The sequence below is a fragment of the Gallibacterium melopsittaci genome (assembly GCF_042433085.1).
GTDB lineage: Bacteria > Pseudomonadota > Gammaproteobacteria > Enterobacterales > Pasteurellaceae > Gallibacterium > Gallibacterium melopsittaci.
In genome coordinates this window covers 55326-68775 of the sequence record NZ_JBHLWA010000010.1, presented here as the reverse complement: position 1 = coordinate 68775, position 13450 = coordinate 55326, and the positions used below count along the sequence as shown (strand labels likewise).

Here is a 13450-nt window from a genome sequence, read left to right as displayed (position 1 = left end):
TTATGTTAACTCCAGAAATCATTCGACAAGCTGCAGTCGCATTAAATGAAGCAGAAAAAAGCAGAACACAAATAGAACAATTTTCTTTAGCCTATCCAGGTATTACGATTGAAGATGCTTATGCTATTCAAAAAGAGTGGGTAGCAATGAAAATTGCCGAAGGGCGAGTATTAAAAGGTCATAAAATTGGCTTAACCTCAAAAGCGATGCAGAACAGTTCACAAATTGATGAGCCTGATTATGGGGCATTACTTGACGATATGTTTTTTGAGGAAAATGGTGAAATTCCAATGTCACGTTTTATCGTACCTCGTGTAGAAGTAGAGTTAGCGTTTATTTTAAAACGTGATTTACAAGGTCCGAATTGCACCATTTTTGATGTATTAGAAGCAACGGATTATGTGATTCCTGCCTTAGAAATTATTGATGCACGCATTGAATCTTTTGATCGTAAAACCAAAGTGCCTCGCCGTGTATTTGATACCATTTCAGATAATGCTGCCAATGCTGGTGTGGTATTAGGAGGACGAGCAATTAAACCAATGGATGTAGATTTACGCCGTGTATCTGCTGTTCTTTATCGCAATGGTATTGTAGAAGAATCAGGGGTTTCTGCTGCAGTATTAAATAATCCATTAAAAGGTGTAGCTTGGTTAGCGAATAAATTAGCACCACATGGTGTGAGTCTAAAAGCAGGACAAATTATCCTTGGTGGTTCATTTACTCGCCCTGTTCCCGCTAGACAAGGCGATACTTTCCATGTTGATTATCATGAGCTTGGCAGTATCTCAATGCAATTCGTCTAGGGGATAAAAAATGAAATTACCAGAAAATCGGTTTAAAAAAGCTATTCATCAGAAACAAGCACAAATTGGTGTTTGGGTAGGAATGGCAAATGGTTATGCGTGTGAAATTGCAGCCAATGCAGGTTTTGATTGGTTATTACTTGATGGTGAACACGCACCAAATGATATTCAAACTTTACTGCATCAATTACAGGTCGTTAGTGGGTATCCTGACACTTCTGCTATTGTTCGTCCACCCATTGGTGATGCAGTTATTATTAAACAGTTGCTGGATATTGGTGCACAAACATTATTAATTCCAATGGTAGAAACTGTGGAACAAGCGGAAGCGTTAGTTCGTGCGGTTCGTTATCCTCCAAGAGGAATTCGTGGTGTAGGGAGTGCCTTAGCACGAGCTTCACGTTGGAATAATGTCACTAATTATTTACAACAAGCTGATCAAGAAATTTGTTTATTACTACAAATTGAAAACGAAAAAGGATTACAAAATCTAGCTGAAATTGCTAAAGTGGAAGGCGTTGATGGCATTTTTATTGGACCAGCGGATTTAAGTGCCTCTTTAGGGCATTTAGGTAATCCAGGTCATCCTGACGTACAACAACAGATCGAACAAGCAATTCAAATTATTCGTCAAGCTGATAAAGCGCCAGGAATCCTGTATGCTGATCCAAAAATGGCACAGCACTATTTAGCATTAGGTTGTTTATTTGTCGCCGTTGGTGTTGATACTTCAATCTTAATGCGTGAGTTAAGTAAATTGGCTGCTAGCTTTAAACAACAAGCACCAGCCATTACAACAACTAATAATAGTGTGTATTAATATCAAAGGAGACCGATAATGGATATTACACAATTCCCCCTCTTACGCACGCAATCCTACATTAATGGTCAATTTGTCCCTGCTGAATCAGGTAAACTTTTCCCCGTAACTAATCCTGCAACAGGGGAAATTCTTTGCCAAGTGAGTGATGCTGGAGTAAAAGAAACAGAACAAGCACTTTATGCAGCTCAACAAGCACAAGCTGCTTGGGCTTCTAAAACAGGCAAAGAGCGAGGTCAAATTTTACGCCGTTGGTTTGAACTGGTGATGGCAAATCAAGAAGAATTAGCTCAATTATTGAGTTTAGAACAAGGTAAGCCAATTACGGAAAGCCGTGGTGAAATTGCTTATGGGGCAAGTTTTCTGGAATGGTTCGCCGAAGAAGCAAAACGTTCTTATGGTGAAGTCATTCCACAAGATAAAACCAATCGCCGTATCGTGGTAATTAAACAGCCTATTGGTGTGGTATCTGCCATTACTCCGTGGAACTTCCCTAATGCAATGATCACGCGTAAAGCAGCACCTGCATTAGCAAGTGGTTGTACGATGGTGCTAAAACCTGCCCCAGAAACGCCTTTATCTGCTTTAGCGTTAGCGGTACTTGCTGAACAAGCTGGTGTGCCTGCTGGTGTGTTTAATGTGGTGATTGGTACCGATGCTATTGGTATTGGCAAAGTATTAAGCCAACATCCAATCGTGAAAAAACTCACCTTCACAGGGTCAACCAGAGTAGGCAAAATTTTAATGGAACAATGTGCCTCAACGGTGAAAAAAGTTGCTTTAGAATTGGGCGGTAATGCCCCTTCCATTATTTTTGATGATGCGGATTTAGATAATGCAATTGAAGGCGTGATTGCCTCAAAATTCCGTAATGCGGGACAAACTTGTGTTTGTACTAATCGAATTTATGTGCAACGGGGAATTTATGCTGCATTTGCTGAAAAATTTACTGCACGAGTACAACAAATGAAAATTGGTTCTGCTTTTGAACAAGGCGTAGAAATTGGACCTTTGATTACAGAAAATGCAGTGAAAAAAATCGAAGATCATATTGCAGATGCCTTAGCCAAAGGGGCGACCCAAGTTTGTGGCGGAAAACGTCATTCATTAGGCGGTACATTCTTTGAGCCAACGATTTTGACCAATGTTACGCAAAATATGAAAGTGGCAAAAGAAGAAACCTTTGCTCCATTAGCGCCATTATTCTGTTTTGATAGTGAAGAAGAAGCGATCAAAATGGCAAATGATACTGAGTTCGGCTTAGCTTCATATATTTATACGAAAGATATGAGCCGTATTTGGCGTGTTAGTGAAGCCTTAGAATATGGTATGGTGGGCATTAATGAAGGCATTATTTCAACAGAAGTGGCACCATTTGGTGGTGTGAAAGAATCGGGTCTTGGTCGAGAAGGTTCACATCACGGTATGGATGAGTTTATGGAGTTGAAATATTTGTGTATGAAGATTTGATGTTTATGAGTTAAATAAAAAATTATATTAGTTAATTTCTTATCTTATTTTTAACACAATGTAGGTTTCGCCCTAAAGGGCGACCTACTTTTTTTTGCTTGTGCAAAGAAAAGTAGGCAAAAAAAAGCACACCCTAGTGCCTTGCTATTTCCTCATTCCGTCAAGATTTTTCGGGCGGCAAAAAACTGATATTTTTCTACGAAAAATTAGACGTTTTTTGCCTAAAAATCTTTCCTGCATTCGGGCAAGGCACAAGGTAACCGTTGGGGATTTTATAAAGACTTTGCTTAAAATTGAGGTTATTAGCAGTCTGAGCTTTATCCCACTTCTTCTTACAGAAGCGGGATAATTTTTTATTACTCTTCAAATGGATGATATTGATTTAATGGTGGAACAGGTTTGCCCATTCTGGCATAAAATTCCTGTACAAACTCCTCAAAACGTTGTTCTTCAATGGCTTGACGAATTTGTTCCATTAAACGTTGATAATAGCGTAAGTTGTGAATGGTATTTAATCTTGCACCTAAAATCTCACCACATTTATCCAAATGATAAAGATAAGATTTGGTGTAATGCTTACAAGTATAGCAATCACATTCAGGATCTAATGGCGAGGTATCATCACGATATTTTGCGTTGCGAATTTTTACTACCCCATCAGTAACAAAGAGATGCCCATTGCGTGCATTGCGTGTTGGCATTACGCAGTCGAACATATCAATACCACGTCTTACTCCTTCCACTAAATCCTCAGGTTTCCCTACGCCCATTAAATAGCGTGGTTTATCTTGTGGAATTTTCGGGCAAATATATTCGAGAATACGGTGCATATCTTCTTTCGGTTCACCCACTGCTAAGCCGCCAACAGCATAGCCGTCAAAGCCAATCTCCAATAGCCCATCTAATGAAACTTGACGTAACTCTTCGTGGACACCACCTTGAATAATCCCAAAGAGTGCATTTTTATTGCCTAATTGATCAAAACGATCACGGCAACGTTTAGCCCAACGCAAGGATAATTCCATTGAATTTTTCGCATAGTCAAAGGTTGATGGGTACGGTGTACATTCATCAAAGATCATCACAATATCTGAACCAAGATCATATTGGATTTCCATTGATTTTTCTGGTGATAAGAAAATACGTTCACCATTAATTGGGTTTTGGAATTTCACGCCCTCTTCGGTAATTTTGCGTAATTTACCTAAACTAAAGACTTGGAAACCGCCTGAGTCAGTTAAGATCGGGCGATGCCATTGCATAAAGTCGTGTAAATCACCGTGCTTACGCATAATTTCTTGACCAGGGCGTAACCATAAGTGGAAGGTATTTCCTAATAAGATTTCCGCACCTGTTGCACGCACTTCTTCTGGTGTCATCCCTTTTACTGTGCCATACGTTCCTACTGGCATAAACGCTGGGGTTTGTACAGTAAAAGTTCCTTGCGGACGTTCAAACGTCAGTTGCCCACGGCGAGCACGACCGTCCGTCTTTTTTAATTCATATTGCATAGTTTCTCCAATCAACGAATAAACAGTTCGAAGTTAAAAATACCTACTCAAGATTGAGAGGTTAAATATTTTCGCTCTTTCAACTTAATGTGAAGAGGAATTATCTTTTTTAGTCAAAAACATTGCATCGCCATAACTAAAAAAACGATACCGATTTTCCACCGCATTCCGATACGCTCGCATAATATTGTCATAACCAGCGAACGCAGAAACCAACATAATTAAGGTAGATTCTGGCAAATGGAAATTAGTAATTAAACAATCTACTACACGGAATTTTTTGCCTGGATAGATAAAAATGGTGGTATCCGCAAAAAATGGTTCGAGTAACTGTTCGCTTTGATGCTGTTCTGCAGCTAACGCAGCACTCTCCAAGGATCGTACTGATGTTGTGCCTACTGCAATCACACGCTTACCCGCTGCTTTAGTCGCTAATACTGCATCCACCACCTCTTGTGGCACTTCCGCATACTCGGCGTGCATATGGTGATCTTCAATATTTTCTACTCGTACTGGTTGGAATGTTCCTGCACCAACGTGTAATGTGACAAATGCAGTCTTCACCCCTTTTGCACGCAATGCAGCTAACAATTCTTCATCAAAATGTAAGCCTGCTGTTGGCGCAGCAACTGCACCAGGGACTTTACTATAAACTGTTTGATAACGCTCTTGATCTGCATCCTCATCAGGACGATCAATATACGGCGGCAATGGAATATGTCCGATTTGTTGTAAGCTATCAAATAACGATCCTGTGATCTCAAATTGCAGATGAAATAATGCCTCTTGACGACCTAACATCTTTACACGAATGCCGTTACCCTCGCCAAGTTTATCTTCCCCTAAAATTAACTCACTACCTTCTTTTGGTGCTTTAGAGGCACGCACATGAGCTAAACAACTTTTATCATCTAATACACGTTCAATTAGGACTTCTAATTTTCCACCACTACTTTTTCTACCATAAATTCGGGCCGGAATAACTCGTGTATTATTAAAGACTAACAGATCTCCCTCATTCACAAATGAGAGGACATCTTTAAAATGGTGATGTGAAAACTCACCACTATTGCCATCTAATTTTAATAGACGGCTTGCGGTTCTCTCTTTTTGTGGATAGCGTGCGATTAATTCATCAGGAAGATCAAAATAAAAATCTGCAACACGCATATGTTTACCTATTTTTTATCAATAAAAAACCGTTTCTTGTGTATGTTGACTCAAGAAACGTATGTACTCTTTTTGTTTGGTGGCTAAGTTTATTGCGATTACTTACAAAATGCAAAAAAGAGCGACAATTTTTTGTTTTAGCTGGACTCACCCAGTTTTGTGATTGTCGCATTTTCACCTAATTGCTATACTCGCCACTTGCTAAATTTACTCATTATTGTAGGAAAAAATTATGACCGAACGCTGTTATAAACTCTATCGTTATCAAATTCCAATGGATTCCCAAGTTGTTTTACGCAATCGCTTTTTAAAACAGCGTGAAGGTCTATTAGTCCAGATTCAATGTGGAGAACACTCAGGTTGGGGCGAAATTGCCCCATTACCTGAATTTAGCCACGAAACATTAGAACAAGCACAACAACAAGCGATTGAATGGCTTAAAAACTGGGATCAAGCTCGATCTCGTAATGAAAAATTATCACTCGAAAGCTGCTATCCGTCTGTTGCTTTTGGTTTAAGTTGTGCCTTAGCTGAGCTAAAAGAGAAGTTAGGTGAACAAGGTAATTTTAAAACTGCCCCATTATGTTATGGCGATCCTGATGAACTGTATGCAGAATTAGAACAGCTACCTGGTGACAAAATAGCCAAAATTAAAGTTGGGCTATATGAAGCTAATCGTGATGGTTTAATTGCAGATATGTTCTTAGAAGCGATTCCCGATCTGAAACTTCGTTTAGATGCAAATCGTTCTTGGACGCCAGCAAAAGCGGCAATGTTTGCCAAATATGTTAAACCTGAACATCGAGCGAGAATTCAATTTATTGAAGAACCATGTAAAACGCCTAGTGAGAGTTTACAATTTGCTGCGGATACAGGGATTGCCATTGCGTGGGATGAAACGGTGCGAGATCCTGATTTTCAAGTGAAAGCTGAAAATAATGTGACTGCAATCGTAATTAAACCCACTCTTGTAGGTTCATTAGAAAAATGTGTGCAGTTAATTGAACAAGCACATCAACAAGGCTTGATGGCGGTGATTAGCTCAAGCATTGAGTCGAGCTTTGGTTTAACACAACTTGCTCGAATTGCCCAACAATATACCCCAGATACCACGCCAGGTTTAGATACATTAGATTTAATGCAAGTACAACTTGTGCGTAGTTGGCCAAATTCGACTTTACCAATAGCGGATTTACAGAGTGAATATATTAGCGAAATAGAAATTCACTAAAATCACCAAGAAAATACTTGCATAATCAATTAAAATCGCATAGTTTAAGCAAGGTCGTTTTTTAGCTTAGGAAGTAAAAGTTTATGTTATTCATTCGTTACTCTCATCATCATCACCATTCTTCTGAATAATCTTTCAGGCGTTTGGTGCTGCTTGGAAGATAACAAACTTCCGAGAGTGCGAATATCAAGTTATAACCCTTCGGAAGTTGTTCCGAAGGGTTTTTTATTTTTTTAGCATTTAAATAAGAAGGAAATACACAATGTCAGACAAAACTCGTTTACGTATTGCAATGCAAAAATCAGGTCGTTTAAGTAAAGATTCTCAAGAATTACTAAAACAATGTGGGGTAAAAATTAATTTAAATGAACAACGTTTAATCGCTTATGCAGAGAACTTACCTATTGATATTCTGCGAGTGCGAGATGACGATATTCCAGGATTAGTGTTTGATGGTGTGGTTGATCTTGGGATTATTGGTGAAAATGTTTTAGAAGAAGAAGAACTTCGCCGTAAAGCAAGTGGTGAAGAAGCCAATTATAAAATGCTCACTCGTTTAGATTTCGGTGCTTGTCGTTTATCACTCGCTGTCCCACAAGATGCGGAATATACTGGTCCTGAATCATTAAACAATATGCGAATCGCAACCTCTTATCCCCAATTATTAAGACGTTTTATGACCGAGCGTGGTTTAAAATTCAAAAGTTGTTTATTAAATGGTTCCGTAGAGGTGGCTCCTCGTGCTGGTCTAGCCGATGCAATTTGCGACCTTGTTTCTACGGGGGCAACATTAGAAGCCAATGGCTTGCGTGAAGTGGATGTCATCTATCGTTCAAAATCTTGCTTAATTCAACAAAACAATCCGTTAGAACCTGCTAAACAACAATTAATCGATAAATTGCTCACCCGTATTCAAGGGGTAATGCAAGCAAGAGAATCCAAATACATTATGTTGCACGCACCAAAAAGCAAACTCAAAGAAGTAGTTGCCTTATTACCAGGCGTTGAAGATCCAACTATCTTACCTTTAGCTAACGAAGATGATCGTGTTGCATTGCATATGGTTAGCCAAGAAAATCTTTTCTGGGAAACAATGGAACAATTAAAAGCAGTCGGTGCAAGTTCTATCCTTGTATTACCTATTGAAAAAATGATGAATTAAGTAGGGTACTGATATGAAAACACTTATTTGGAATAATTTAGATCAACAACAACGCCAGCAAGCTATGCAACGACCAGCGATTGTCAGTTCACAAAAAATCCAAGCTGCAGTTGATGAAATTCGAGAACTTGTTTTACAAAAAGGGGATCAAGCCCTATTTGAACTGAATCAACGTTTTGATAAGGTTAATCTTACCGAATTAAAAGTGTCTGCCGAACAAATTGACGCAGCCAGTGCAAGAATCGCACCTGAATTAAAACAAGCGATACAAACTGCACAACGTAATATTGCAACATTCCACCAAGCACAAAAAGCGGCACCAGTCGATATTGAAACGCAACCTGGTGTTCGCTGCCAGGTGCTTACTCGTCCAATTAACAAAGTCGGTTTATATATTCCTGGGGGTTCAGCACCACTATTCTCAACCGTGTTGATGTTAGCGACGCCTGCAAAAATCGCTGGTTGTCAACAAATTATTCTCTGTTCTCCGCCACCGATTGCCGATGAAATTCTTTATGCGGCTGCATTGTGTGGTGTTGAAACAATTTATCAAGTCGGTGGAGCACAAGCCGTAATGGCAATGGCATTTGGTACAGAATCCATTCCTAAAGTTGATAAAATTTTCGGACCAGGAAATGCTTTTGTAACAGAAGCAAAGCGTCAAGTTAGCCAAGATCCAAATGGTGCAGCAATCGATATGCAAGCTGGCCCATCAGAAGTATTAGTTATTGCTGATCAATTTGCGAATCCTCAGTTTGTTGCAGCCGATTTACTCTCTCAAGCGGAACATGGTGCAGATTCACAAGTTATTCTGGTTACACCAAGTCAAACGTTAGCCGAACAAACAGAACAAGCGATTGCAGAACAATTAGCTCTATTACCACGAGCCGAAACTGCCGAAAAAGCGCTTTCACATAGTCGTATCATTATTGCGCAAGATTTAGTTCAATGCGTAGAAATTAGTAATGCTTATGCACCTGAACACTTAATTGTACAAGTGGAAAATGCCAGAGCATTATTACCAGAATTAGACAATGCTGGCTCAATTTTCTTAGGTGCTTATTCACCAGAAAGTATGGGGGATTATGCGTCTGGCACCAATCACGTTTTGCCAACTTATGGTTACAGCCGTACCAGTTCAAGTTTAGGTTTGGCCGATTTCAGTAAGCGAATGACGGTACAAGAGTTAACCCCACAAGGTTTCGCACAACTTGCTAAAACAGTGGAGTTAATGGCAGAAGCCGAGCAGTTACAAGCACATAAGAATGCGGTTACGCTACGATGTGCGAGTTTGAAATAATATAGTGGTACACTTGTGGCAACTAAAACCCTCTTTAGCAAAGAGGGTTTGGGAGATTTGGCAGTCTTGATTTAATAAAATGCTAGCTGAAATCTCCCCTAGCCCCTCTTTACGAAAGAGGGGGACTAATTTCCCCTAGTCTCTTGTTACAATAGATGAGGCTAGTTTAGTGAAAAAATAAACCCAAAATTAATGAAAATGACTTTGTCAACCAACTAGATCAGATACTGATATCCTACATCTATATTACAGTTTTAATGTAACGCTTTACTTTGCCACTCTCCCTTACCTAATAACATCAACAAATCAGTATGATGTTGGTGTAAGGTCGAACGGTGACCGACACTAATTAATATCGTATTTGGCAAACGCTCAATTAATAATTGATACATTGCAAATTCCAAGCCTTCATCCATACTAGATGTTGCTTCATCAAGGAAAGCGACTTTAGGTTCGGCTAGTAATAAACGAGCAATAGCGACACGTTGTTGCTCACCTAAAGAGAGAATACGCGTCCAATCTCGAGATTCATCTAATTTATCCACAAGATGCGGCAGTTGTACTGCTTTTAAAATCTCTACTGCACGTTGCTGATCATTTTCAATAATGTTGTTTGGATAATATAAGGTTGAACGTAATGTACCTTGTGGTAAGTAACTCTTTTGTGAGAGAAAGAGTGCTTCTTCTGGGCAACGGATTTTACCACTAGAATAAAGCCATAAACCTGCAATGGTACGCAATAACGTTGTTTTTCCTACGCCAGATGGACCTTGAATTAATAAACGTTGTCCTGTTTTTAAGGTTAAATTAAGTTGATTTAATAAGGTTGTACCTTCTGCATTAAAGACAGATAGATCCTCAAAAACAATATCATCACTATCATGTGCGATTTGTGCCACATTATTTTGTTGGCAATTTTGAATAGCAGCAGTAAATCCGCTTAACCGTTCAAGGGTAGCTCGATATTCCGTAAAGACATCATAACTATTGCGGAAAAAGGATAATGAGCTATGCACCTGCCCAAAAGCCTGTGCCGTTTGCACCATATCTCCCAACGTAATTTGTTTAGAAAAGAAACGTTGTGCTTGAATAATAAATGGAAATACCACGGATACTTGGCTAACCACTAAGTTAAAACCAGAGAGTTTTAAGGTTCGATAAATTAATTGCCAAACATTATCAATAATACGTTTAAATTGTTGATTAAGCAGAATACGTTCTATTTTTTCGCCTGCGTAAAAAGCAATACTTTCTGCATATTCTTTAACGCGAATCAAGGAATAACGATAATCCGCATTTAATTTTTCATTAGCAAAATTTAATTTAATTAGCGGACGACCTAATTTAAAAGCAAAAACACTGGTAATCAAAACGTAAATAAATACAAGAAATACCATCATATGTGGAATTTCAACGCCTGCAATCGTCATTGGGCCAGAAAGATTCCATAAAATACCTGTAAAAGCGACAATCGATACACAAGCACTAATCACACCAGTCGAGAAACTCATTGAGTTTTCCACATAAGAAGTAATATCTTGTTGAATACGTTGATCGGGGTTATCCATTTGATTATAGGTGTATTGGGTTTTATAGAAACTTTGGTTACTTAACCAACGATCAAGAAATTGTCCATTTAACCATTCTCGCCAATGGATGTTAAATTTGCTTTTTACAAAGTAAATCACAAGTACATTAACTAAATTTACCCCTGCAATCACACAGAAAACCACCATTTGTTGCCAAAAGGCTTCAGCATTGAGTTCCTGCAAGGATTTATACATATTGTTGTACCATTGTGAAAAAATCACATCAATACGAACGGAAAGTAAGGTTAACAATACAATAATCGTGAAGGTAAGGAGTGGCACAATGCCTTGCTTACTCAGAAAATAATTTTTAGTGAGTTGCCAAAATTGATGTCCCCAACGAGTAAATTTAATGAGTAACATTAAAGCTATTAGGAAACAGATACTACTAATAATAAAACTTTTAATAATCCAAATGAGCGAGGTCATCGCTTCTGACAGTAAGTCCATTGTAATTACAACCTAGTATGATTAATCATTAATAAGAAACCTGCTTATTTTGCCTAGAGATAACACTTTAAGCAAAAAATTTCTAAAAAAATTAGCAAAATTTGCCTTTTCTCAGTTTTTTTCCAGATAGAAAGCAATATAATTTCGCACAGTTTATTTTTAACTATTAAGGAGTAGTTGTATGAGTGATATTGCTATCACTATCAGTCTCCTATCGTTAGTTGCTGTACTTGGATTATGGATAGGACACTGGAAAATTAGAGGGGTCGGTCTAGGGATCGGCGGGGTGTTGTTTGGTGGGATATTGGTTTCCCATTTTACGACACAATATGGGATCACCTTAGACTCGCATACTATGCACTTTGTGCAAGAATTTGGTTTGATTCTATTTGTTTATACCATTGGTATTCAAGTTGGTCCCGGTTTCTTCTCTTCACTACGATCATCAGGCTTAAAACTTAATTTATTCGCTATGATGATCGTTTTTTTAGGTGCATTGTTAGTCATTATCCTTTACAAAGGATTTGGCTTAGAGTTGCCAGTGATTTTAGGTATCTTCTCTGGTGCAGTAACTAATACACCATCCCTTGGTGCAGGCCAACAAATTCTTGCAGAGTTAGGTTTTACGAATATTACGGAAACCATGGGTACTGCTTATGCAATGGCATATCCGTTTGGTATTTGTGGTATTTTGCTTACGATGTGGTTAATTCGTTTATTCTTCAAAATCAAAGTCGATCAAGAAGCAGCGGCGTTTGAACGAGAAATGAATCACGATAAAGAAACATTAAGTGCAATTAATGTGCGTGTAACTAACCCGAATCTTGCTGGATTACGTATTGGTGAAATTCCAGGTTTAGAAGTCAAGGAAGTGATCTGTTCACGATTAAAACGTGGTGATACGTTGTCAGTACCGAAAGATGATACGATTGTGAACCTGAATGATTATTTGCACTTAGTTGGTGAACCAGCAGCATTGCACCGTGTGCAATTAGTGGTAGGTGAGTTAGCGGGCAGTGAATTATTAACGACTCGTGGAACTGACTTGCGTACAGTGCGTGTTGTGGTGACTAATGAGCAAGTGTTAGGGAAGAAAATTCGAGATCTCAATATCCATCAAAAATATGAAGTGGTGATTTCTCGTTTAAACCGTGCGGGGATTGAATTAGTTCCAAGCCAAAATACGAGTTTGCAATTTGGGGACGTGTTGAATCTTGTTGGTCGTTTAGATGCGATTGAAGCTGTTACTGCGATTATTGGGAACGCACAGCAAAAACTACAACAGGTACAAATGTTGCCTGTTTTTATTGGGATTGGTTTAGGGGTATTGCTAGGTTCTATTCCAGTACAAATTCCAGGTTTCCCTGTAGCGTTAAAATTAGGTCTTGCTGGTGGACCGTTGGTGGTAGCCTTAATTTTGGCAAGAATTGGTAGTATTGGTAAACTTTATTGGTTTATGCCACCAAGTGCAAACTTAGCCTTGCGTGAAATTGGTATTGTGTTATTCCTTTCCGTTGTTGGCTTGAAATCTGGTGGTAACTTCCTTGAATCCTTAGTGGACGGCGATGGTGGTGAGTGGGTACTTTACGGTATGTTAATTACCTTTATTCCACTCTTTATTACTGGGCTTGTCGCAAGGTTATATGGCAAACTCAATTATCTTACTATTTGTGGTTTGCTTGCTGGTTCGATGACCGATCCACCAGCGTTAGCCTTTGCTAATGCCATTAAGGAAGAGAGTGGGGCCGCTTCTCTTTCTTATGCCACAGTGTATCCATTAGTGATGTTCCTGCGGATTATCTCACCGCAGTTATTGGCAATATTGTTGTTTGCCATTTAGGTTTATAAAGTTTACTAAGCCCCACAGATGTGGGGCTATTTTTATCTAGATAACAAAAAATTGTAGATTGTTATCAAGCAAAAATTTCTTAATTTTAGATT

Annotated in this window: 10 protein-coding genes and 1 other annotated feature; of the genes, 7 read left to right on the top strand and 3 right to left on the bottom strand. The window is 38.8% G+C overall.

All coding sequences use genetic code 11. From position 1 onward, the window contains the following. The first annotated feature begins 2 nt into the window (after positions 1-2). From hpaH to ACFFHT_RS02400, 3 genes are read left to right on the top strand one after another with little or no spacing between them, the layout of a single operon-like run. Positions 3-806, top strand: coding sequence for a 2-oxo-hept-4-ene-1,7-dioate hydratase (gene hpaH / locus ACFFHT_RS02410; RefSeq protein ID WP_382373123.1), 804 nt, complete (start codon positions 3-5; stop codon positions 804-806). Between the two features lie 10 nt (positions 807-816). Continuing rightward, positions 817-1626, top strand: coding sequence for a 4-hydroxy-2-oxoheptanedioate aldolase (hpaI, locus tag ACFFHT_RS02405; RefSeq protein WP_382373121.1), 810 nt, complete (start codon positions 817-819; stop codon positions 1624-1626). A gap of 24 nt (positions 1627-1650) precedes the next feature. Next, entirely contained in the window at positions 1651-3096 is a 1446-nt protein-coding gene (locus ACFFHT_RS02400; protein ID WP_382373218.1) for an NAD-dependent succinate-semialdehyde dehydrogenase, read from the top strand. 356 nt (positions 3097-3452) lie between these two features. On the opposite strand, the gene tgt is transcribed toward ACFFHT_RS02400, so the two are convergent. Further along, complete coding sequence (tgt, locus tag ACFFHT_RS02395; protein WP_382373119.1) at positions 3453-4607, bottom strand: tRNA guanosine(34) transglycosylase Tgt; 1155 nt, start codon at positions 4605-4607, stop codon at positions 3453-3455. Positions 4608-4691: 84 nt separating this feature from the next. Further along, positions 4692-5777 (bottom strand): tRNA preQ1(34) S-adenosylmethionine ribosyltransferase-isomerase QueA, encoded by a 1086-nt coding sequence (queA, locus tag ACFFHT_RS02390; protein WP_382373117.1) that lies wholly within the window; start codon positions 5775-5777, stop codon positions 4692-4694. Between the two features lie 232 nt (positions 5778-6009). Between queA and menC the strand changes: the two genes are divergently transcribed. The 3 genes from menC to hisD all read left to right on the top strand — a co-directional run bounded on the left by menC (position 6010) and on the right by hisD (position 9470). After that, positions 6010-7008, top strand: coding sequence for an o-succinylbenzoate synthase (menC, locus tag ACFFHT_RS02385; RefSeq protein WP_382373115.1), 999 nt, complete (start codon positions 6010-6012; stop codon positions 7006-7008). A gap of 106 nt (positions 7009-7114) precedes the next feature. Next, positions 7115-7237 (top strand) — a sequence feature (His leader region). Between the two features lie 33 nt (positions 7238-7270). Beyond that, complete coding sequence (hisG, locus tag ACFFHT_RS02380; protein WP_382373113.1) at positions 7271-8170, top strand: ATP phosphoribosyltransferase; 900 nt, start codon at positions 7271-7273, stop codon at positions 8168-8170. Between the two features lie 13 nt (positions 8171-8183). After that, positions 8184-9470, top strand: a complete 1287-nt coding sequence (hisD, locus tag ACFFHT_RS02375; protein WP_382373111.1) for a histidinol dehydrogenase — start codon at positions 8184-8186, stop codon at positions 9468-9470. A 254-nt stretch (positions 9471-9724) separates the two neighbouring features. On the opposite strand, the gene ACFFHT_RS02370 is transcribed toward hisD, so the two are convergent. Next, positions 9725-11509, bottom strand: coding sequence for an ABC transporter ATP-binding protein/permease (locus tag ACFFHT_RS02370; protein WP_382373109.1), 1785 nt, complete (start codon positions 11507-11509; stop codon positions 9725-9727). A gap of 181 nt (positions 11510-11690) precedes the next feature. Here ACFFHT_RS02370 and ACFFHT_RS02365 point away from each other — a divergent pair, with 181 nt between their 5' ends. Next, on the top strand, positions 11691-13349 hold the full coding sequence (locus ACFFHT_RS02365) for a putative transporter (RefSeq protein ID WP_382373107.1): 1659 nt from the start codon (positions 11691-11693) through the stop codon (positions 13347-13349). Positions 13350-13450 lie beyond the last annotated feature (101 nt).

What these genes read in the sequence shown, in the direction of transcription:
- hpaH (WP_382373123.1), top strand. Translation starts at nt 3, where the DNA reads ATGTTAACTCCAGAAATCATTCGACAAGCTGCAGTCGCATTAAATGAA.
- hpaI (WP_382373121.1), top strand. Translation starts at nt 817, where the DNA reads ATGAAATTACCAGAAAATCGGTTTAAAAAAGCTATTCATCAGAAACAA.
- tgt (WP_382373119.1), bottom strand. Translation starts at nt 4,607, where the DNA reads ATGCAATATGAATTAAAAAAGACGGACGGTCGTGCTCGCCGTGGGCAA.
- queA (WP_382373117.1), bottom strand. Translation starts at nt 5,777, where the DNA reads ATGCGTGTTGCAGATTTTTATTTTGATCTTCCTGATGAATTAATCGCA.
- menC (WP_382373115.1), top strand. Translation starts at nt 6,010, where the DNA reads ATGACCGAACGCTGTTATAAACTCTATCGTTATCAAATTCCAATGGAT.
- hisG (WP_382373113.1), top strand. Translation starts at nt 7,271, where the DNA reads ATGTCAGACAAAACTCGTTTACGTATTGCAATGCAAAAATCAGGTCGT.
- hisD (WP_382373111.1), top strand. Translation starts at nt 8,184, where the DNA reads ATGAAAACACTTATTTGGAATAATTTAGATCAACAACAACGCCAGCAA.
- ACFFHT_RS02370 (WP_382373109.1), bottom strand. Translation starts at nt 11,509, where the DNA reads ATGGACTTACTGTCAGAAGCGATGACCTCGCTCATTTGGATTATTAAA.
- ACFFHT_RS02365 (WP_382373107.1), top strand. Translation starts at nt 11,691, where the DNA reads ATGAGTGATATTGCTATCACTATCAGTCTCCTATCGTTAGTTGCTGTA.